The 20,879-nt window shown below is 59.1% G+C and carries 19 protein-coding genes; 7 read left to right on the top strand and 12 right to left on the bottom strand.

Features of this window, described 5'->3' with window-relative positions; genetic code table 11:
• Positions 1–5 precede the first annotated feature (5 nt).
• Positions 6–602 carry a TetR/AcrR family transcriptional regulator gene (locus ACNY69_RS10210; protein ID WP_111139063.1) on the bottom strand — a complete coding sequence of 199 codons (597 nt, stop codon included), beginning with the start codon at positions 600–602 and terminating at the stop codon, positions 6–8.
• A gap of 172 nt (positions 603–774) precedes the next feature.
• Between ACNY69_RS10210 and ACNY69_RS10205 the strand changes: the two genes are divergently transcribed.
• From ACNY69_RS10205 to ACNY69_RS10190, 4 genes are all read left to right on the top strand, one after another.
• The gene (locus tag ACNY69_RS10205) at positions 775–1,014 is read left to right on the top strand and encodes a DUF1289 domain-containing protein (protein ID WP_111139062.1); all 240 of its coding nucleotides are present in this window, start codon (positions 775–777) and stop codon (positions 1,012–1,014) included.
• 75 nt (positions 1,015–1,089) lie between these two features.
• Entirely contained in the window at positions 1,090–1,986 is an 897-nt protein-coding gene (locus ACNY69_RS10200) for an aldo/keto reductase (protein WP_293769863.1), read from the top strand.
• A gap of 84 nt (positions 1,987–2,070) precedes the next feature.
• On the top strand, positions 2,071–2,589 hold the full coding sequence (sodC, locus tag ACNY69_RS10195) for a superoxide dismutase family protein (protein WP_111139060.1): 519 nt from the start codon (positions 2,071–2,073) through the stop codon (positions 2,587–2,589).
• A 131-nt stretch (positions 2,590–2,720) separates the two neighbouring features.
• Positions 2,721–3,188, top strand: coding sequence for a hypothetical protein (locus ACNY69_RS10190; protein ID WP_111139059.1), 468 nt, complete (start codon positions 2,721–2,723; stop codon positions 3,186–3,188).
• On the opposite strand, the gene ACNY69_RS10185 is transcribed toward ACNY69_RS10190, so the two are convergent.
• From ACNY69_RS10185 to ACNY69_RS10175, 3 genes are read right to left on the bottom strand one after another with little or no spacing between them, the layout of a single operon-like run.
• Positions 3,189–5,189, bottom strand: a complete 2,001-nt coding sequence (locus ACNY69_RS10185) for an FUSC family protein (protein WP_418798202.1) — start codon at positions 5,187–5,189, stop codon at positions 3,189–3,191.
• Complete coding sequence (locus ACNY69_RS10180; protein WP_111139057.1) at positions 5,186–6,043, bottom strand: efflux RND transporter periplasmic adaptor subunit; 858 nt, start codon at positions 6,041–6,043, stop codon at positions 5,186–5,188. The genes ACNY69_RS10185 and ACNY69_RS10180 overlap by 4 nt, the downstream gene beginning before the upstream one ends.
• A gap of 5 nt (positions 6,044–6,048) precedes the next feature.
• On the bottom strand, positions 6,049–6,285 hold the full coding sequence (locus ACNY69_RS10175) for a DUF1656 domain-containing protein (protein WP_111139056.1): 237 nt from the start codon (positions 6,283–6,285) through the stop codon (positions 6,049–6,051).
• Positions 6,286–6,435: 150 nt separating this feature from the next.
• Between ACNY69_RS10175 and slyA the strand changes: the two genes are divergently transcribed.
• Positions 6,436–6,873, top strand: coding sequence for a transcriptional regulator SlyA (slyA, locus tag ACNY69_RS10170; protein WP_111139055.1), 438 nt, complete (start codon positions 6,436–6,438; stop codon positions 6,871–6,873).
• Between the two features lie 40 nt (positions 6,874–6,913).
• Here slyA and slyB read toward each other — a convergent pair whose 3' ends face one another.
• Complete coding sequence (gene slyB / locus ACNY69_RS10165) at positions 6,914–7,381, bottom strand: outer membrane lipoprotein SlyB (protein WP_111139054.1); 468 nt, start codon at positions 7,379–7,381, stop codon at positions 6,914–6,916.
• A gap of 282 nt (positions 7,382–7,663) precedes the next feature.
• Here slyB and anmK point away from each other — a divergent pair, with 282 nt between their 5' ends.
• Positions 7,664–8,785 (top strand): anhydro-N-acetylmuramic acid kinase, encoded by a 1,122-nt coding sequence (gene anmK, locus ACNY69_RS10160; RefSeq protein ID WP_111139053.1) that lies wholly within the window; start codon positions 7,664–7,666, stop codon positions 8,783–8,785.
• Positions 8,786–8,826: 41 nt separating this feature from the next.
• Here anmK and ACNY69_RS10155 read toward each other — a convergent pair whose 3' ends face one another.
• From ACNY69_RS10155 to ACNY69_RS10145, 3 genes are all read right to left on the bottom strand, one after another.
• On the bottom strand, positions 8,827–9,060 hold the full coding sequence (locus tag ACNY69_RS10155; protein ID WP_111139052.1) for a DUF4060 family protein: 234 nt from the start codon (positions 9,058–9,060) through the stop codon (positions 8,827–8,829).
• Between the two features lie 227 nt (positions 9,061–9,287).
• Positions 9,288–10,499, bottom strand: a complete 1,212-nt coding sequence (locus tag ACNY69_RS10150; RefSeq protein WP_111139051.1) for a diguanylate phosphodiesterase — start codon at positions 10,497–10,499, stop codon at positions 9,288–9,290.
• Between the two features lie 87 nt (positions 10,500–10,586).
• Positions 10,587–11,123 (bottom strand): GNAT family N-acetyltransferase, encoded by a 537-nt coding sequence (locus ACNY69_RS10145; RefSeq protein WP_367395449.1) that lies wholly within the window; start codon positions 11,121–11,123, stop codon positions 10,587–10,589.
• Positions 11,124–12,755: 1,632 nt separating this feature from the next.
• On the opposite strand from ACNY69_RS10145, the gene ACNY69_RS10140 reads away from it, so the two are divergent.
• Positions 12,756–13,031 (top strand): hypothetical protein, encoded by a 276-nt coding sequence (locus ACNY69_RS10140; RefSeq protein WP_111139048.1) that lies wholly within the window; start codon positions 12,756–12,758, stop codon positions 13,029–13,031.
• A gap of 100 nt (positions 13,032–13,131) precedes the next feature.
• On the opposite strand, the gene budC is transcribed toward ACNY69_RS10140, so the two are convergent.
• The 4 genes from budC to treZ form a co-directional block, all read right to left on the bottom strand.
• Positions 13,132–13,896 carry a meso-2,3-butanediol dehydrogenase gene (gene budC, locus ACNY69_RS10135; protein WP_418798198.1) on the bottom strand — a complete coding sequence of 255 codons (765 nt, stop codon included), beginning with the start codon at positions 13,894–13,896 and terminating at the stop codon, positions 13,132–13,134.
• Positions 13,897–14,023: 127 nt separating this feature from the next.
• On the bottom strand, positions 14,024–16,099 hold the full coding sequence (gene glgX / locus ACNY69_RS10130) for a glycogen debranching protein GlgX (RefSeq protein ID WP_293769878.1): 2,076 nt from the start codon (positions 16,097–16,099) through the stop codon (positions 14,024–14,026).
• 57 nt (positions 16,100–16,156) lie between these two features.
• Positions 16,157–18,682: a malto-oligosyltrehalose synthase gene (gene treY, locus ACNY69_RS10125; protein WP_418798195.1), complete on the bottom strand. Its 2,526-nt coding sequence runs from the start codon at positions 18,680–18,682 to the stop codon at positions 16,157–16,159.
• Positions 18,679–20,463 carry a malto-oligosyltrehalose trehalohydrolase gene (treZ, locus tag ACNY69_RS10120; protein WP_418798193.1) on the bottom strand — a complete coding sequence of 595 codons (1,785 nt, stop codon included), beginning with the start codon at positions 20,461–20,463 and terminating at the stop codon, positions 18,679–18,681. Before treZ ends, treY begins: the two co-directional genes overlap by 4 nt.
• Between the last annotated feature and the right edge of the window lie 416 nt (positions 20,464–20,879).

Genomic DNA, 20,879 nt, shown 5'->3' with positions numbered 1-20,879 from the left:
AAAAATCAGCGGCGTTCGAGCCACTGTTCGAGGGTGCTCAATGCCAGACGCAGTGGCTGCGCCTCGCGGGAAATTTTGCTCTGCAGGCTGGCGCCGAGCCACAACAGAGACAGCAATTCCGCCATCTGCGCCGGAGGCTGCGGAAGGTGAAGAGACTCCTGCTCGGCTGCGGCAGTCAGCGTCCGGGCATACAGGGCCGTGATCTTCGCCGCCCCCTGTTGCAGGGCCGCGCGCATCGGTTCAGAGAGGTCGCACACTTCGGCTGAGACTTTGACGCCCAGACAGCCCACGATATGCCCCTGTTGCACAAACAGTTCAACGGCGGCACGGAAGTGATTAAGCAGACGCTCCGTCGGCGTGCCCTCGGTCTGATTGAGCTGAAGCGTCACATCCTGCAGGTAACGCGCAAAGTAGCGCTCCAGCAGTGCCACGCCAAACGCCTCTTTAGAACGGAAATAGTAGTAGAAGGAGCCTTTCGGCACCGCCGCCTGGGTCAGCAGTTCGCTCAGGCCCATTCCGGTAAAGCCGCGTTGCAGACAGAGCTGTTCACCTGTCTGAAGCAGGTGTTCGCGGGTTGCATTACGCTGTAGCATCTTATTCATGGCAGTGAGGTTAGTAGACCAGTCGGTCTAATGCAACGTCTCAGGGTGCATTCCGCACAGAGTGTTCACCTGACCGGCCAGGATCAGGGTAATTCTGGCCGCGCGGGGCGGACTTTCTGCCTGACCAGGCTACGCTTTTATTGACTGTTTATTCTGTGAAACCGGAGGCGTGGTGGCCGAGCAGCTTGAGTTTTTCCCGGTTCCCAGCCCTTGTCGCGGTATCTGCCAGACGGATGCACGCGGCTACTGTCTGGGATGTTTACGCAGCCGCGATGAGCGGTTCAACTGGCTGCGCTTCAGTGATGCGCAAAAGCGTGAGGTCATTCGCCTGTGCCAGCAGCGTCGTCTGCGCATGCAACGGCAGCAGAAAGGCGAAGAGCCACCCGATCCTCAGCAGCCAGAGTTGTTCTGACGACTATCCCCGCTCGGCTTTCCGTTATACTCTCTGGAACGCTAATTTCAGCCAATGCGCAACAGGGAGAATGTCATGTTACAACCGCAGGCCATCGCCTTACAGGGCCCCGAATTTTCACCGCTGGTTATGGGGTACTGGCGTCTGATGGAGTGGGGCATGTCGCCTCAGGAGCGGGTCGCGTTTATTGAGCACCATCTGAACCTGGGGATCACCACCGTCGACCATGCCGACATCTACGGCGATTACCAGTGTGAAGCCGCATTCGGTGAGGCGCTGAAGCTGGCGCCCGGCCTGCGCGATCGGCTGCAGATTGTGACCAAATGCGGTATCGCCACCCGCGCCCGACCCGAAAACCGGATCGGTCACTACATTACCGATAAAGCGCATATCCTGCAGAGCGCGGAAAACTCGCTGCGCCATTTCCATACCGATCGGCTTGACCTGTTGCTGATCCATCGGCCCGATCCACTGATGGAGGCGGACGAGGTTGCTGACGCCTTTATGGCCCTGCATCAAAGCGGCAAGGTGCTGCACTTTGGCGTCTCCAATTTCACGCCTGCCCAGTTCTCCCTGCTGCAATCCCGCCTGCCGTTTTCGCTGGTCACTAATCAGCTGGAGATCTCCCCGGTGCAGCAAAGCGTCCTGCTGGATGGATCGCTGGATCAGTGTCAGCAGCTGCGCATCCGGCCGATGGCCTGGTCCTGTCTGGGCGGCGGCCGCCTGTTTAACGATCCCCATTTCCAGCCGTTGCGTGATGAGCTGGAAGCGGTCCGGCAGGAAACCGGCGCAACCAGCCTGGAGCAGGTGGTCTACGCCTGGATAGTGATGCTGCCTTCGCGACCGCTGCCGATTATTGGCTCAGGTAAAGCGGCGCGGGTGAGTGAGGTCGCGCGTTCGCTTGATCTGACCCTGACGCGTCAGCAGTGGTTCCGCATTCGTAAGGCCGCCCTGGGCTATGATGTGCCCTGAAGCGTAAAGCTGCGTCAATTTCCGGCAAAACAGCGCAACAGCGGCCAGACTTATCGCACACCCTGGTCTGCAAACGGAGTTACCATGAAACTGAAAGCAGTTGCGCTATGTGCTTTGATCGCCTGCGGCTCGGCTCAGGCTGCCAGCGAAGAGGTCAGTATCCATCAGGTTACCGCCGAAGGGGTTGGTCAGTCGCTGGGCACTGTCAGGATCGACGAGACGCAGTATGGCCTGCAGTTCACGCCTGAACTGCAGGGGCTGAAACCGGGCATTCACGGCTTCCATGTGCATGCGAAAGGGAGCTGTGAACCGGGCGAATCGGAAGGCAAGGTTGTTGCTGCCGGTGCCGCAGGGGGGCACCTCGATCCGGCTAACACGGGCAAACATCTGGGGCCCTATGGTGAAGGACACCTGGGCGACTTGCCTGCGATCTATGTGGACGACGCTGGCAAGGCAACCTATCCGGTGCTGGCTCCACGCCTGAAGTCGCTGCAGGAAATCAAGGGCAAGGCGCTGATGGTGCATGCTGGCGGGGATAATCACGCCGATCAGCCCAAACCGCTGGGCGGTGGCGGGGCGCGCTATGCCTGCGGCGTCATCTGACTTTAGCGGGCGGCCGACGCCAGCCGCCCGCTTTTCACCCCCCTGTTTAGTAATTGTTGTACCATCCCCGCCATTTCCCCCCTATGATATTGATTCAGGTACGAAAGCGTGACGGGGAAGGAGCGGGAAAAATGAGAGTCAAGGGCGCATTACTGCTGTGTCTGCTGCTGGTGGGATGCGATAAACCCAATGATACGCAACTGGTGACTGAAACCGGTCGCGAGCTTCAGCGCACCATCGACACCAGCCCGATGCGTGTCAACTGCGAAAAAATCGCCAGAGGGCGTGAATGGCTGAGCCGCAACATGGTGCGTCAGCTGGAGAAACAGGGGTGCGACCAGGTCTTTCGCAGCGCCACCGAAACCAATTTCACCGAAACCACCATCTATCGTCACACCATGACGATGGTCTGTGGCGGGATCCGCGGTCAGAGTTTTACCGGCAGTGAACTGACGCGCCGGTTTATCTTCTCACCGGATGAGAAGGCGCTGGTGATCGAGCCGATGACCGAGATGGATAAAACCCGCTTCGAAGGCCACAAAACATTGCAACAGCTGCAGGAGGACTTTAACCGCCAGCAGCAGCAATATTGCCAGTGATCAGGCAGGCACCGCCTGTTTAAGCTGCGCCAGCGAACAGCGTAAACGCCAGATAATGCCCGCCAGTTCGCTGGCATCGTTGCTTTCCAGCGCCAGTAAAGTAGCGATGGTTGCCTCCAGTTCCGCCAGCGTCCGATCCAGCGAGCTATGCTGTACGCCCCGACTGCTCATAATCTGCTGCAGATGACGCAGACTCTCCTCACGAAACGCCATCAACGTCGCCGAACTGGCGCGCCACTCCCGCAGCTGCCAGACAATGTGCGAACAGTTCAGCAGCACCACGCCCCAGCGCAGAAGCCAGACACGCGCCTGTTCATCCCGGCTGTGGCTGAGCTGACTGATACGGTGATAGATCTGCGACTCAAAGCGGCTCTCGCTGAGACGGGGACGCTGTCGCAGCTGATCGAGAAACGCCAGCCGCAGTGCGCGGATATGGCGACGGCTGCGCCGTGCGTCGGAGCTGGGCCGCAGGATCTGAAACGCCAGCCAGGCCAGCAGCACGCCGCAGACCTTGGCGATGTTGTCGTTGAAGAATGCCTGATAATCCCAGTCTGGTGGATTGGTCACCGCGATAAACGAGCCCATAAAGACGATAAATTGTCCCCACATCCCGGCGCGCTGTTTCTGCTGCAGTTTAAAGAGCTGCAGCGTTACCAGCAGCGGAAAGAGCAGCAGCAGAAAGGGCCACAGCTGACTGATCTGCACCATCAGGCCAAACTTCATCACAAAACTAAAGGCAAACAGCCAGAGCAGGGTCTTCAGCAGCAGGGTGACGCTGCCGCCGGGTGAGGGTGATGAGGCGTAGAGCACGCAGGCGATGGCCGTTAAGGTCAGCGCAGCGGCGCCGGAAGACCATTGCGTGTTAATCCAGAACGCGCAGCCGAGCACGATGACGGAGAAGGTGCGCAGGGCGCTCCAGCCCGCTTCGGCGCTGTCACTGTCGCGGGCCAGCGCCGGCACCGGCGGCGGCTGAAAGCGGGTGTCCGCATCGGCGCGTTCCAGCAGGCGTATCCAGCGCAGCACGTTAAGGTACATCCAGCAGAAGTAGCGCAGCCGCTGGCAGAAGGCGCGCTGCCGGTAGTCGCCATCCGCTGCGGGCGTCACGCTGCGCAGGATCTGCGCCAGCCGGTACTTGTCGCACGCCGGTTTCGCCAGCTCCGCCAGCAGTTGCTGCAGCGCCGTGAACAGCGTCTCTGGCGCATCCGGCCAGTTCAGCAACATGCGGCGCAGGCTGGACAGCACGCTGGTCAGCCGCAGCTGCTGATGCAGCACATAGTTCAGCACGTTGTTCTGGCGGCGAAAGCGATAGTGACTCCAGAACGCCTGGATCCGCAGCAGATTCATGGTCAGGATCTGGCTGATTACGTTTTCATGCGCGATACGGATAGTGTCGCTGGCCGTGGGCTGCAGCAGCAGCACGGCGTGCTCCAGCAGGCGGTCGTGCATCTGCTTCAGTGACGTAATCAGCGTCTCTCCATCCGAGGTGCTTGGCAGCACCATCATCATCAGCCCGGCACACAGAATGCCGGAGATGACCTCGCAGACGCGGGCCTGAGCGATGGTCCAGAGCGTGGTGATATCCGTAATATTGACGCTGCTGAACGCAATAATGGCTGCGGTATAGCCCGCCAGCGAAAAGGCGTAGGCGACATTATTCTGATAGTGACTGGCGATCCCGGTGCAGAGCGCCAGCCAGCCGGCAATGGCAAAAGTAAACAGCCAGGGCTCATTCAGGGTGTGCCCGGCGATCAGCAGCGCGGCGCTGGCCCCCAGCAGGCTGCCGACGATGCGGCCGAGACTTTTGCTTATCGCACCGCCGACGGTGGGAAAACTGATGACGGCGGCAGAGGTCATCGCCCAGTAGGGTTCGTCAAGATCCAGTCCATAGGCGATGCTGAGCGCCAGACACATGGCGATAGCGTTGCGCAACGCATAGCGCCACTGTCCGCCGCTGGCCTTAATCCACGGCAGCTGATCCCAGGCCAGCCACTGAATATTCATGGCTGAATCGTGATCGTACAGCTGGTGCCTGCGACCAGGTCGGCGCTGGCGGGTAACGGGTTGAGGCGAATGCGCACCGGCACGCGCTGCGCCAGCCGGACCCAGGGCACGTTGGGCTTGATATCGGGCACCAGCCCGCTGTCGGTTCCGATACTCTGGTCATAGATGGCGCGGCCAATGCTGTCGACTTTGCCCTGCAGCTGCATCCCGTTGCTGTAGAGCACCACCTGTGCAGCCGCACCGGCCTGAATATGGCGCAGTTTGGTCTCTTCAAAATAGCCCATCACATACCAGGAGTGTCCATCCACCAGAGCGAACAGCGGCGTGCCCGCCGTGGCATAGTTGCCCGGTCGCAGCGTCAGGTTAGTAACCCAGCCATCCACCGGGGCGGTCAGCGTCGTCTGCTGCAGATTCCAGCGCGCCCGTTCCCATTCTGCCTGTGCCGCTTTGGCACTGGCGGCCGCGGCTCCGGCGCTCAGGCGTGCCGCATCAAGATCTTCGGCGGAAATGACATTGCGCGGCAGGCCGCTGCGGCGGTTAAATTCATGCTGCGCTTTGGCCAGGTCGGCCTGCGCTTTGCTGAGCTGGGCGGCGGCATTGTCGAGCGCAATCTGCCACGGCACCGGATCCAGCGTCAGCAGGGGATCGCCGCGATGCACAAACTGATTGTCCCTGACGCGAAGCTGGGTGATGCGGCCCGAAACCTCAGGCGTGATATCCACCAGCTCCGCCCGGACTTTGCCGTCGCGAGTCCAGGGCGACTGCATGTAGTAGTTCCACAGCCAGCCGCCAGCCAGCAGCGCCAGCGCAAAGACGATCAGCGTGGAGAAATACTTTACCGCATTAAATTTCATCTCAATTATCCATGACCGATGAGCCAGAGTGCGGCGGTGACGCACAGCACAAACAGGGAGAGATCAAACAGGGTGGGATGCCAGACATCGCCGGAGTAGATCCAGCCACGTACCAGCGGGTGGATCAGCAGCCAGAAAAAGAAGCCGAGGATCACCGCTTTGAACATCGGCGGGAAAAAGAGTGAGGCACCCACGACCAGATCGGTCAGCGGTTTCGCCCCTGAAAGCGCAGGAGTGAGCACGTAATAACATCCTTCGTTAACCCAGACGGCAGACTCCGGGCGCAACTGCGTTTTCGGGGTCAGGTCCGGGATTTGTAATTTGTCCTGTAAACTCGCAGAATAGTGTAAAATCTGGCTTGATAGCTAGCAAGCTAATTATTAGGAGATGAAATGGATACGCCACTCGGAACGGATTTATCTCGTTTGGTGCGCATCTGGCGCGCGTTGATTGATCAGCGGCTGAAACCGCTTGAGCTGACTCAGACTCACTGGGTGACGTTGCACAATATTCATCAACTGCCGCCTGAGCAGTCACAGATCCAGTTAGCCAAGGCGATCGGGATTGAACAGCCGTCTCTGGTGCGTACGCTGGATCAGCTGGAGGAGAAGGGGTTAATCACCCGTTCGACCTGCGCCAACGATCGTCGTGCCAAGCGTATTAAGCTGACGCAGCAGGCGGAACCGATTATTGAACAGGTTGAGAGCGTCATTGATGCGACGCGCGACGACATTCTTTCCGGGATCAGTCAGGAGGAGATCGGACAGATGGTGACGCTGATCGCCCGGCTGGAGAAAAACATTCTCGAACTTCAGCATAAAGAGAAATAAAAAAACCGACGCCCGGGCGTCGGTTTTTTGTCTGACGCTGTTAGCGAGGTGAAACGGTCACCTGGCTTCCGTTAGACGCCATCACAACACGCTGACCCACGGAGTAACGGGACGCATCCTGTTTCTGCACAACCATGATGGTGTTGCCATCATCCTTACGGATTTCCAGCTCGACGCCATCAGTTTTATTGATTGCGCCCTGAACGCCCTGACCGGCTACGCCACCCAGCACCGCACCACCGGCTGTCGCCAGGCTGCGACCGGCACCACCACCAATGGTGTTGCCCAGGAAGCCACCCAGCACGGCACCGCCGATAGCACCAATAACGTTGCTGTCACTGCCGCCCTGAATCTTCACCGGACGAACAGAGACTAACGTACCGTATGAAACGCTCTGCACCTGCTTGGCTTCGCTGGCACTGTAGGTATCACCCGACAGCGTACTGGTATTGCTACAACCTGCCAGCATCATACCGGTCAGAGCGACCACAATTACACGCTTAATCATTTGAAACTCCTTTAGTCGAGAGGGCGCCACGTTTATCGCTGTATCCTGCTCTCAGTATAAGACACAAACCTGGCAAATTAATCCCTGTCCGAACAAAACGCGGTTGGACGAAGCATAGACTATGCAGGAACAACAATAATTCAATCGGGAATGAAAAAAGATGACGTTGCGTTATCGGTTAGCACGTTTGGATTAAAATAAATTAATCATAGAATTAGCGATCATTATTTGTCAGGCTAGCCGCAGACGAATTGCACATCGCGCCGGGAGTAAGGAATGGCTATGAAATCAGGACGCTATATCGGGGTAATGTCAGGCACCAGCCTGGATGGAGTGGATGTGGTGCTGGCCGCCATCGACGAGAATATGGTGGCGCAACAGGCGAGCTACTGCCATCCGATGCCCCCCGCGCTGCGTCAGGCGATTCTGGCGATCTGCCAGGGGCAGTCTCTGACGCTGTCGCAGCTCGGCCAGCTCGATACCCGCCTCGGTCAGCTGTTTGCTGAGGCGGTGGTGACACTGATGAAGCGCGAGTCGCTGGAAGCCAGCGATATCACGGCGATTGGCTGCCACGGTCAGACCGTCTGGCATGAACCTCAGAGCGAGGCCCCCAACACGCTGCAGATTGGGGATGCGAATCAGATTGTCGCGGCGACCGGCGTTACGGTCGTAGGCGACTTCCGCCGTCGCGACATGGCGCTGGGCGGGCAGGGCGCGCCGCTGGTGCCCGCTTTCCATCAGGCGCTGCTGATGGATGCCACCGAACGCCGCATGGTGCTGAATATTGGCGGCATCGCTAATCTCTCGCTGCTGATCCCGGGGCAGCCGGTGCGCGGTTTTGATACCGGCCCCGGCAATATGCTGCTCGACGCCTGGATCTGGCGAAATCAGGCGCTGCCCTATGACCGGGATGCGCAGTGGGCCCGCAGCGGGACGGTGATCCCGGCCCTGCTTGAGGCGCTGTTGCGGGAGCCCTGGTTCGCGCTGCCACCGCCGAAGAGCACCGGCCGTGAACACTTTAATCTGGGCTGGCTGGAACAGCATCTGCGCTACTTCCCGGGGCTGGCGCCGCAGGATGTGCAGGCCACGCTGGTGGAACTGACAGCCATCACCATTACCCATCAGGTTTTACTCCATGATGGCTGCGATCGTCTGCTGGTATGTGGTGGCGGCAGCCGCAACCCGCTGCTGATGGCGCGACTGGCGGCGCATCTTCCGGGAACCGAGGTGACGACCACCGACAGCGCGGGCGTGAGTGGTGATGACATGGAGGCGCTGGCGTTTGCCTGGCTGGCCTTCCGCACGCTTTCCGGGTTGCCGGGCAATCTGCCCGCCGTGACCGGCGCACGGGAGAAAAGCGTGATTGGGGCCATCTATCCGGCTAATTCACTCTACCGGCGATAGGTGGAGAAAGGGGGCTGTCCGCCCCCGGCAGGTAAGATCCGTCAGGCGGCACCAGAGAGGTGCGAAAGTTTGCGCACGCCGGTAATAACCGTGGCAACCATGGTTTCCCGGCGGGTGATCACTTCAACCTGATAGAAGCGGCTGCGGTAGGCAATGGAGTAGATAATGGGATGGTACTTGTTTCCTTCCCCGTAGCGGGAGTAGTGCGCTTCAAGCGCACGGGTCGCTGCCAGGATATGGGCGGGTTCTTTATCACCACGGATAATCTGCTTCATTCAGTTCCTCAAATGCTGTCCCTGGAGTCACGTCGCACGCATGGCGCGTTGCGCTGGCCTAAACACTGAACATCTGACTGCTAAACATTTAATCACTGATGGGGTAATAACTGACTCTGCCGCGGGAAGATGACAGAAAAATGATCTTCCGGCGCTGTTAATTATTTAGCAGCGGCCGGATGATCCAGCAAGGCGGGTGAGGACAAATTCATCCAAATCGCAGGGGGTTAGTTCAGCTCCGGCCAGGCCACGGCGCCGATGCCGTTCAGTTCAGGTTTTGAGAACAGAAATCCCTGGAACTGCGTCACGCCGGCTGCCTCCAGCCACATCCACTCTTCCGGCTGCTCAATGCCTTCGGCGATAACGCCGATTTCCAGTGAGGCGCAGCATTTCAGAATGGCGTGAATGATCGCCTGCTTGGGACCGCTTTTATGCACATCCGAGATAATGGCGCGGTCGATCTTGATCTTGTCAGGCTGGATGCGGGTCAGCAGCGACAGCCCGGCAAAACCGGCACCAAAATCATCCAGCGCCAGGCTGATACCGGCGGCCTTCAGCTGCCTGATAGCGGCTTCAAAGGCTTCAGGCTGGGAGATAATTTCATTTTCGGTGAACTCCACCATGACCTGCTCCGGCACCAGGCCGTGCGCCGCAATCTCATTCAGTAAATAGGGGACGGCGTCGGGCACGGTGACCAGCGTCATCGGCAGCAGGTTGATCGACAGGGTCATTCCCTCAATCCCCAGCTGTTTCGCCTGGGCGAAGGCGTTCTTTTTCGACCTCAGATCGATCTGATAGAGCTCCTCGCGGGGCAGCCGGGCAAAATAGTCGAGCGGGGATTCCCCCCGGGGACCGCGCAGCAGCGCCTCCAGCGAAACAATTTCGCAGGCGAGGGGATCCACGATGGGCTGGAACGCGAAAGTGATCTCATCCGCGGCCACCAGCGACACGTCACCTGCACGCTGCTCTGACTCATCACGAATAAATTGCCAGTTGCTGGCGGCGGGGATCTCAAAATAGTTCTCTTTTTCCCGTGCCTCGACAAAGGTACGCAGGAACTGCAGCGCCCGGTCGGTATAGATCATCTGAAACTTACTGGTACATTTTTCCAGAACCGCTTCCAGCACCCGCGCTTTGTCATGCTGCCGCAGATCGAACAGCTCCATGCCGACGTGACCAAAGCGGCGCGACGGCGCGTAATCGCGCAGCAGCTCAACCAGATTATGGTGGCGCGGATCCCGGCAAATCCGGCTGTAAACCGCTTTGACTGCTGCTTCCGGGCCTTCCAGCAGCTGGAAGAAATGCGTGCCATTGAACAGTAAGATACCCGTGACGCTTGATGAGCGATTGATTTTGTTCGCTTTACGCGCCAGATCAGCCAGGGTATCAAGCGGCACATGGTCGGTAATGTGGCTGCGATAGATGATTGTCGACAACATAACGGTTTCCGGGATTTTTTATTTTTTGTTAACACACCTTACCAGAAGGTTCTCCTGCGGAGAACGAGGTCCGGTGCGCCTTTTCTGTTACAGCGATGTTTCGCTGCCTGTTGGCAGCGCGGAATCACCTAATCCCAGCGCCCGCTGCATAAAAACGGTATCCAGCCAGCGTCCCTGTTTGAACCCCACCGCGCGCAGGATGCCGGTGGTCTCAAAGCCGGCGGCACGGTGCAGGGCGATCGAACCGTGATTCGCGCTGTCACCGACATTGGCAATCAGCTGGCGATATCCGGCCTGCTCAGCCCACCGGATAGCGTGCTTCAGCAGGCCTGAACCGACGCCGCGCTGCTGAAAGCCGGGATCGATATAGATCGAGTCTTCCAGCGTATGCCGGTAGGCGTGGCGGGGACGGTAGGGCGCCAGATAGCAGAAGCCGCATACCAGGCCGTGGCTGACGGCGATAAACCAGGGCAGGCCCGCCTGCTGAATCTTTTGCATCCGCTCACCGATTTCGGTGACGTCGGGCGGGAGGGTCTCAAAAGAGCCGGTACCGTTCAGAACATGCCAGGCATAGATCTGCTGAATCGCTGCGATGTGACGAGGCTCTGCATCAAAAATTTCCACGTTTGTATGGGGTTCCGACACGCTGCACAGGGTTGAAAAGCAACGTTATAGCGGGCGGGCGGAGGACGCAATACAAATATGACAGGCCGGGGTCTTTTTATGACAGCCACGATCCCCGGCAGGCGGTCTGAACGGCGACGGGACACCGTCGGGCGGAATAAACAGCATGAATGAATCCGCGATAAGCCTATTCTGAAAACCGCGCCCGCCGGATGATTCCGGTCCGGGTTGCGGCTATTATCTCTGCGGTTCCGGTAAGGCGAATATATTATAAGGAGGCGCAGCGTGTTGCGATTCGTTGATTTTCTGAATAGTCAGCAGGGGCTGCGTGCGGCCAGAAATCATTGCTTTGAATTAAATGGCGTTGTGCTCGGTCATTTCACGGCGTTATTCCTGCATGATAATCAGATCATATTTACCAAAGATGGCCGGCAGTGTGCGGTGCCTTATTATCTGGGCCCCGATGAAGATCTCCTTCAGCAGAAAGTGAATCCGCGGGTTAAAAATATCCGTGCGATCTGATTCACGTCCTCTCTCTATTCAGCGGGACAGAGACCGCACCTGCATTACATCTCTTCCATCGTCGGACAGTTATATCTGATGCGGCCAGGCGAACTGAATCTGTCTTGATCCATCGCCCCGCTGCGCAGCACTAAGCTCTGTATTTCCACCGGGTTATTTCTCCGGCGCACCGCTCTCCGGGGCCGGAACAATAACCGCCACAACCGGGCGCTGATCGAACAGTCGCGACTCCGCTACCCGAGACTGCCAGCCTGAACAGAAACAGGCCAACACCCGTCGCCGGCTCTTCAGCCCTGACGCGTGCGCCCCTGTCAGCAGCAGGCACGATGATCAGCATCGTGATAATCGTACCCTCAAACAGCAGCCTGGTGCACAAGGGCAGCCTCTGTGATGCCAGCCCGCCGTTCTGCGCGGCATATTCGGCTCGGGGCTTCGAGAGCGTTGAAGTAAGGGTAAGCGTTCGCGTTGAGACGTTCGCTGCACGCCAGAGTGGAACGCTACGGGTGGCGTGCAGGCCGTGGGGACAGGCGAGCCGCCCGGCGGCCTGCAGGCTGTCTCCTCCTTTTTCATTGCCGGAAAGCGAACCGAACGGTTTGCTTTTCAAGCCAGCCGCGTCGAATTGCGCCCGCCTGATTTAATAAGCCGCTGACGTAACCCGCTTTCGTGCTGCGCTGAGCAGGGCCAGGCAGACCAGTTTTGCGATTTTCAGCTTCAGTTTATCAATCCTCATAAATACCCCTGCGGATGCGCTTTTTCCCGCCATGCTTGCTAATGAAATGTGAGCGTGATCGCAGAAGTGCATCGTCGATTATTTTTTTATCGTATTGTTTTTGATGGGAAAAATAAATTTCGGTCTGTTAATTGATCGATTAGCGGGGTAAATGAAATCGGGGTGGTGAAGTGAATCGCAGAAATGCAGGGCGTTGATTGTCTGAAGCGATAACGGGGGCGGAAAAGGGCATATTCTCAAAGTCGGTTTCGGGTATCTAATAAAGTGGTTTTAAGGATAATTCTCAGTTAGTTTAATAATGCTTCAGATTACAAAAAAAACTCTTACCAATTTTGGTCTGTTTTTTACGACACATACAGCAACTATCAGGATGAACTGCCATGCTCAAAGCCAGCTATTATTATCTGTGCCCGCGTCCCATGGGTGGATGGATTTTACACAAAGAAGGTTGCGTTAATCTGTCTAAGAACGACAGGCGTGTTTTTATTGGTTCGCTTTATACCCGGCAGCAGGCGCTGACGGTGGCGAAAATACACCACGCGAATGCCATATTATGTAATGCCTGCCTGAGCACTTTTATTTGTCCGACCAGCAGCAGCACGACAATTAAACCGGCGCGCGCGGCAACGCCTACCCGTCATACTCCCCGTCATTAGTTGGTCGGAATAATCTGTCGGCGGCAAGGCGGGAACAGAAGAAATAAGCAGGCGGGTGGTTCAGAATAAAAAAGGCAGCGTACAAACGCTGCCTGAAAAACTATGCCTGTTTAGGCTGGCCATTTGAGGCGGTCAGGCCGCCATCGACCGGAAGATTGACGCCGGTGATATAACTGGCTTCCTCGCTGGCAATAAACAGAATGGCACGGGCGATATCGTCCGCTTCACCCGCACGCCGCAGCGGGATGCGATCGTAGAAACGCTCCAGCAGCGCCTGATCGTTTTTGGCCTCTTCGGTCAGATCGGTGAAGGTAAAGCCGGGGCAGATCGCGTTGACGCGCACACCATCCGCGCCGTAGTCCATCGCCAGTGCGCGGGTGAAGTTGGTAATCGCCCCTTTCGCCGCATTGTAGATGCTCATGCCCCAGTCGCCGCCCAGGCCTGACACGGAGGAGATGTTAATCACGTTGCCTTTGCTCTTCAGCAGGGCAGGCATGAAGTAGTGCACGCCGTAGAACACGCCATCCAGGTCGGTTTTCATCAGGGTTTTCCACGCGTCGAGTCCGACTTCATGCACGCGGCCCTGCACGATCACCCCGGCGTTGTTGACCAGCACATCAACACGGCCATACTTCTCCAGCACCTTTTCTGACAGCTGTTTAACCTGCTCCGCGTCTGAGACATCGCAGGCCGCCACCAGATGATCGCCCGCCGTCATTCCCGCCAGCGTCTCTTCCAGTTTCTGCGCGGTGCGGCCCACCAGCACCACGGAGGCTCCCTCTTCAGCGAAACGCTTCGCGCTGGCCTCACCAATGCCGGATCCGGCACCTGTCACAACCACAACTTTCTGCGTAAATCTGGACATTATGCCTCCTTATCAGCATCAATTTTCACGATTAACAACCGGTTAAGCCTGGCAACGATCGCCAGAAATTCAAGCGCAGCGCAGAACAGGCTGCGCCTGATGCGCGGTTTTTAACCCGATTCAGCCTTTAAGGGCGTCTGAACAGGGCAAAACTGCGGCCTTCCAGTTCGAAATCCTTCTCTTTAGTGATCACCAGACCCCGTTTCGCCACGTCGCTGGTGGTCAGCTCCAGCACCCAGCCGCCTTCGCCAAACTGCGGGATGCGGAAGGGCACATTGCCTTCAAACGGATTGAGCAGCATCAGGACGTCATGCCAGATACCCTCTTCAGTCTGCAGGTCCGGCCGCCCGATATAGACGCCCAGCGTGGAGCCCTCATCCCACTGCTCGCTCTGCTGGAACCCGCCCCCGGCGTTGAACCATTTGATCTCCATGCCGTCGCGCCAGTTTTCACGCCGCAGTAGCGGCTGCTCCGCACGTAACCGCAGGATCTGGCGGGTAAACTCGCGCAGCGCCTCGGCGGACTCCGGCAGGTTCTCCCAGTGCACCCAGGAGATCTCGCTGTCCTGGCAGTAGCCGTTGTTGTTACCCATCTGGCTGCGGCCAAACTCATCGCCTGCCAGCAGCATCGGCGTGCCGTGAGAGAAGATCAGCGTGGCAAGGAAGTTGCGCTTCTGACGTTCGCGCACCGCGTTGATGGCTTCGTCGTCGGTCGGGCCTTCGGCACCGTAGTTATACGAGCGGTTGTCGTTGTGCCCGTCGTTGTTATCTTCACCATTCTCCGCGTTGTGCTTGTCGTTGTAGGAGACCAGGTCGTTGAGGGTGAAGCCGTCGTGCGCGGTGATGAAGTTGACGCTGGCCCAGGGGCGACGGCCGTGCTGGTCGTAGAGATCGCCGGAGCCGAGCAGGCGGGCCGCAAAGTCTGTTGAGACGTTGTTGCCTTTCCAGTAGTCACGCACGGTGTCGCGATACTGATCGTTCCACTCTGCCCAGCCGGGCGGGAAGCTGCCCACCTGATAACCGCCCGGTCCGATATCCCAGGGTTCGCCAATCAGCTTCTTCTGCGACAGAATCGGGTCCTGCATCACGGCATCGAAAAAGCCGCCGCGCGGGTCAAAACCATCCGGCTCGCGGCCAAGAATAGTGCCGAGGTCGAAACGGAAACCGTCGATATGCATCGACTCAGACCAGTAGCGCAGCGAATCGAGCACCATCTGCAGCACGCGCGGATGCGACGTGTTAACGGTGTTGCCGGTGCCGGTGTCGTTGATGTAGTAACGGTGCTGATCGGGCATCGTACGGTAATAGGAGAAGTTATCGATGCCCTTAAACGACAGCGTCGGGCCAAGCTCATTTCCCTCGGCGGTGTGGTTGTAGACCACGTCGAGGATCACCTCGATCCCGGCGTCGTGGAAGGCGCGCACCATGTCGCGGAAGCCCTGAATGCCGCGCGGTCCGAAATAGCGGGTGGCAGGCGCAAAGAAGCCCAGCGTGTTGTAGCCCCAGAAGTTCTTCAGCCCCTTATCCAGCAGGTGCTGATCGTCCGGGAACCAGTGCACCGGCAGCAGTTCGACCGAGGTGATCCCTAAGCTTTTGATGTAATCGACGCTCGCTCTGTGGCCCATGCCGTCAAAGGTGCCGCGCAGTTCGGGTGGCAGCGCAGGATTGAGCTGGGTAAAGCCCTTGACGTGGGTTTCATAAATCACCGTTTTCGGCCAGGGCACGCCTGGACGGTTATTGTCCTGCCAGTCGAACGCATTCGGGTCGATAACCCGGCACTTAGGTGTAAACGGCGCGCTGTCGCGGCTGTCGAACGTCAGATCTTTATCGTCATGGTAGAGATCGTAGGCGAAGTGCGCCTCGTTCCACGCAATGTCGCCCGCCAGTTCGCGGGCATAAGGGTCGAGCAGGAGTTTGTTAGGGTTAAAGCGATGACCATTTTCCGGATCGTAAGGGCCGTAAACCCGGTAGCCATAAAGCGCACCGGGCTTCAGACCCGGCACATAGCCGTGCCAGACTTCATGGGTATATTCCGGCAACGTCAGACGGGCAATTTCCGTCGTGCCGCTGGGATCGTACAGACAGAGTTCAACCCGCTCGGCGTGGGCGCTGAACAGGGCGAAGTTCACGCCCTGACCGTCAAAGTTGGCCCCCAGCAAATGGCTGTAACCCGCCGTAATTTCAAAACGCTGACTGTTTGACATTGATGCCTCGTTATTCAGTGAACAGAGTGACGCGTAATAAAGGAACAGAGGCCGGATTTACTCCGCCACCAGCACGGCGCACCACTGCGACGCCAGCGCCGAAAGCGGTAACTGCTCCGCGACGGCGAGGGTTTTGCCGGTCAGCCGGTCCCGATAGGTACGCTGGCTCAGGGCGGCAGGCAGGGCGATATGCGTCCCGGCCCAGCGTCCGGCCGGCGGCTGATCGAGATTGTCCGGCAGCAGGTCAAAGACCCGGCGCGAGACGATGACGATCACCGCCTGTTGCTGGCTGGTGCGGGCAAAGGCGAGCACCTTATCCTGCTGCGCGCCCTCTGCGGAGAGCGGCAGATAGTCGCCACGGCGGAACAGCTCCGGCTGCTCCTGACGCAGGGTCAGCAGTCTGACGATCGCCTGCTGATTGACCTGACCGCGCAGCCAGAGTGCTTCGCTGTCATCGTGCTGAGGTGACGCCAGCATCGCCGCCAGCGCCTCGAAATCGGGTTCGCGACGGTTGTCGGGATCGACCAGACTGAAGTCCAGCGCCTCGCTGCCCTGATAGATATCGGGCACGCCCGGCGCGGTGAGTTTCACCACCGTCTGCGTCAGGCTGTTGACCAGTCCGGCCCGCATAAAGGGCTGCAGCGATGCACAGAAGTCCTCCAGGAAGGCGCTGTTGGCTGGCGCGAGCAGGTGGCGTGCATACTCCAGCACCGCTTCTTCATAGGCGTCGTTGTTGTCAGCCCAGTCGGTGCGCAGTTTGGCTTCACGCAGCGCTTTCTCCACATAGACGACAAAGCGTGCTTCCAGTGCCGCCAGACCGTCCGCATCCTGCGGCTGCAGGTCAGTCGGCCAGACTCCGGCCAGCGCCTCATACAGCATCCACTGCACGGCGGGTTCGGGCGCCGGGCCATCTTTCAGGCGCACGACCTTGTCCTCGTTCATCGCGCGCCAGCGGCTCACACAGTCGGCCCAGCGCTGTGGGGCTTCGGTCAGGGTATAGAGTCGCGCACGGGCATCCTCACCACGCTTGGTGTCATGGGTTGAGGTGCCGGACAGCGCGTCGGGCTGATGGTCGCGTCGCTTCTGCATTTCGGCATGAAACTGATCCAGCGAGAAGTGACGCGCCAGCGGCTCAGCGCCGACCTCATTCAGCGCCAGCGCCATGTGCTGACGGAAGAAGAGGGTATCTTCCACCGACTTCGCCATCAGCGGTCCGGTCAGCTGCTGGAAGCGGGTACGAAACTCACTGGCATCATCGCGGGTTGAAGGGGAGGTTTCCGCCCGCAGAATCGCGGTGAGGAAGTCGAGCGCCTGGCTGTCGGGCGCATGCGCGCTGGCTTTGACCTGACTGACCACCTGCTCCAGCAGCGCAGTGTCGGCAGGCGTCAGCCCCTCCGGCGTGCCGTAGGTGCGGTAGACCGGGAACGCCACCAGCAGTTCGCGCAGGGCGTTTTTCAGGGGCGCTTCCGGCTGGGGCGTACCGCTGGCTTCGGCAATCTTCAGGGCCAGCTGCAGCAGGCGGTTAAACTCCCCGGCAAAATTGCGGTTCGCCATCAGCAGCTTGGCCGCGCGCAGCTCCGCTTTCATATCCACGGTTTTACCGATCACTGCCTGATACGCCTTGCGCAGTCCGCTCAGTCGTTCACTGTCGACCAGCAGGTTGGCGAGGGCGGCCATAAACTCATAGCCGGTGGTGCCGGACACCGGCCACGCATCAGGCAGCTGCTCATCGTCGCCCAGGATCTTCTCTACGGTGAGATAGCAGTCGGGGCCTGCCGCCTGGCGTAACTGCTCCAGATAATCGTGCGGATCGGCCAGACCATCCACATGGTCCACACGCAATCCCTGCACCGCGCCGCTGTGAACCAGTTCGAGGATCAACTGGTGGGCGGCATCAAAGACGGCGGGATCTTCCACGCGCACGCCGACCAGGCCGGTCACTTCAAAGAAGCGGCGGTAGGAGAGGTCGCTGGGGGCATCACGCCATGACATCAGCCGCCACGGCTGATGGTCATGCAGTTCCGCGATGCCGGCGGCGTCCAGGGCCAGCACCGCCTCCTCACGATCCTGCCAGGTGTGCGGTGCCAGCGGATAGAAATTGTCGAAGTAGGCCAGCGCCGGTTTTCCCGTCTGCGGATCGCGCTGCACGCGGATGTCACCCTTTTCCAGCTCCGCCTCAAAGGTGTCGCCGAGGAACGGCAGCGTCAGGCGGCGTGACCAGTCGATATCGAAATAGTGCGCGTAACGGCTCTGTTCGCCATGCTCGATCACATCGCGCCACCAGGGATTCTCCAGCGAAGCGGCCATATGGTTAGGCACAATATCCAGGATCAGCCCCAGCCCGGCGGCCTTCAGGGCGGCGGCCATGCGATCAAAACCTTCACGGCCGCCGATCGACGGCTCGATCTGATTAACGTCGGTCACGTCATAGCCGTGAGTTGACTCTGCGGTCGCACTGAAGATCGGCGAGGCATAGAGATGGCTGATCCCCAGCATTTTCAGGTAGGGTACCAGCGCCGCCGCGCGGTCAAACGTCATGCCGTTACGAAACTGAATGCGGTAGGTTGCGGTTGGGATATTCATTCTGCTTCTCTCTTAGCCAGACGCACTACGATAGCGTTGGGGGTCAGTTCGGTATCGGCCTGTGGCCAGGCAAACAGGGTTTCGCCCGGCAGATCCGGGATCGGCTGCGCGTGGCTGCCGACGTTCAGCGCCAGGGACAGCGTGCCCTGCGGGAAGTCCCAGCGCACCGCCAGGAAGCCCTCTGCCGTGCTCACCACCTGACCGGCATCGCCGCCCGCGTCGCGCAGCAGCGGCACGATGTGTTGCTGACGCAGAGCCAGCAGCTGACGCGTCAGCGTCAGCCACTGCTGACCTTCCGGCGTGTCGGTATGCGCCCAGTTCAGTTTTGAGTGCTCAAAGGTGGTGACATCGTTGGGATCCGGCACGCTCTCGCCGTGACCCGCATGGCCCTCAAACTCCCTGGCGCGACCTTCCCGCACCGCTTTCGCCAGATCGCCGTGGAAATCGGTAAAGAAGAGGAATGGCCGGGTTTCGCCATACTCTTCACCCATAAACAGCAGTGGAATATGGGGCGACACCAGCAGCGTCGCCAGCAGGACCTGGGTGCGCTCTGCACCGGCCAGCGTGATCAGACGATCGCCCTGCGCGCGGTTCCCGGTCTGGTCATGGTTCTGAATGAAGTCGACGAAGGCCACCGGCGGCTGGCTGCTGCTCTTCACGCCGCGCGGTTCGCCCGACTGCTGCGACACTTCGCCCTGATAGACAAACCCTTCGGCCAGCGCGCGCGCCACCCGCTGTTCGGGCCTGTCGGCGAAATCCTGGTAGTAGGCGTGATCTTCCCCGGTAGCCAGTACGTGCACAGCATTATGGAAGTCATCGTTCCATTCGCCCGTGAACAGCGGCGCATGGCCGTTTTCATCGCGCGGATGCAGGAAGGTCACGTTGCGGCAATCTTCGGTGGTGAGATGGACAGGACGGTCGGTAATGTCGGCACGGATGCGCTCGGCAATTTCCACCAGCACATGCTTTTCGCTGGGATCGTCGATCTGATCAATCGCATCGAAACGCAGGCCATCGAGGTGGTACTCCTGAAGCCAGTAGAGCGGGGCTTCCACGATGTAGCGGCGCACCGCATCGACGTCGTAGGCGATCCCGGCACCCCAGGGCGTCTGGCGCTCCTTGTGGAAGAAGTCGGGCGAGAGCAGCGGCAGATAGTTGCCCTCCGGCCCGAAGTGGTTCAGGACAATATCCAGCACCACCGACAGCCCATAACCATGCGCGGCATCGATAAAGGCTTTGAAATCGTCGGGCGTGCCATAGGCGGCATGTGGCGCATAGAGCAGTACGCCATCGTAGCCCCAGCCGCGGTTACCGCCAAACTGCGACACCGGCAGCACTTCGATCATGGTGATGCCGGTGTCGGCCAGCATCGGCAGTTTATCGATGGCCGCCCGGAACGTTCCCTCGGCGGTAAAGGTGCCGATGTGCAGTTCATACACCACCGACTCCTCCCACGGCCGTCCCTGCCACTGACTGTTCTGCCAGCGATAGGCTGCCGGGTCGATCACCAGCGACGGGCCGTTGACGCTGTCTTTCTGCGCACGGGCGGCGGGATCGGGCACGGCGGTGCCATCTGCCAGCACAAAATCATATTCGGTATTGGCGGCGACTCCGGCGACCCGGGTTTCAAACCAGCCATCACCCTCTGGTGTCATCTCAATATCCTGACCTGAAAGCCGCAGCGTGACGCGCGGCTGACCGGTTGCCCAGAGGCGGAAATGCACCTCGTCGCTGGCAACCCGTTCTGCGCCCCAGCTTTTAAAAAAAGATTTGGATTCCATTCAGTTGCCTCATTTAGCCTGGAAATGCGCGATGGCAGCCATCGCACGAAAAGGGTGTTGATGACACAAGCGTTAAAAAACCGTAAAGCTATCAGCGAGACCAGAATGCCAGATGGGCTGGCGCGTCTCTTCAGCCAGGAAGCTGGACTGGTATTCAGCGTGATACCGCAGGAAGCCAGCGATAAGACCGTTTTCACAGGGTATACAGACAGTAATCATAGACTAAGATGTTGCAGTCGCAGGGCGGCGGGGCGTGGCGCGGCATGAATTTGTGTTAATTGCAGTGAAATGACCGCCACCGGCCGCAGAGGCGCATCGGCAGGCGCAGAAAATCCTGCCGGATGGGGCGGATTCGCTCTACGCTTAAACCTGATGGCGCCAGTCACATCGCAGGATCGGCGCCGCTGAACATTGAA

The organism is Pantoea graminicola (genome assembly GCF_048452665.1).
Classification (GTDB): Bacteria; Pseudomonadota; Gammaproteobacteria; order Enterobacterales; family Enterobacteriaceae; genus Pantoea.
This window is presented reverse-complemented; position numbering and strand designations above follow the sequence as displayed.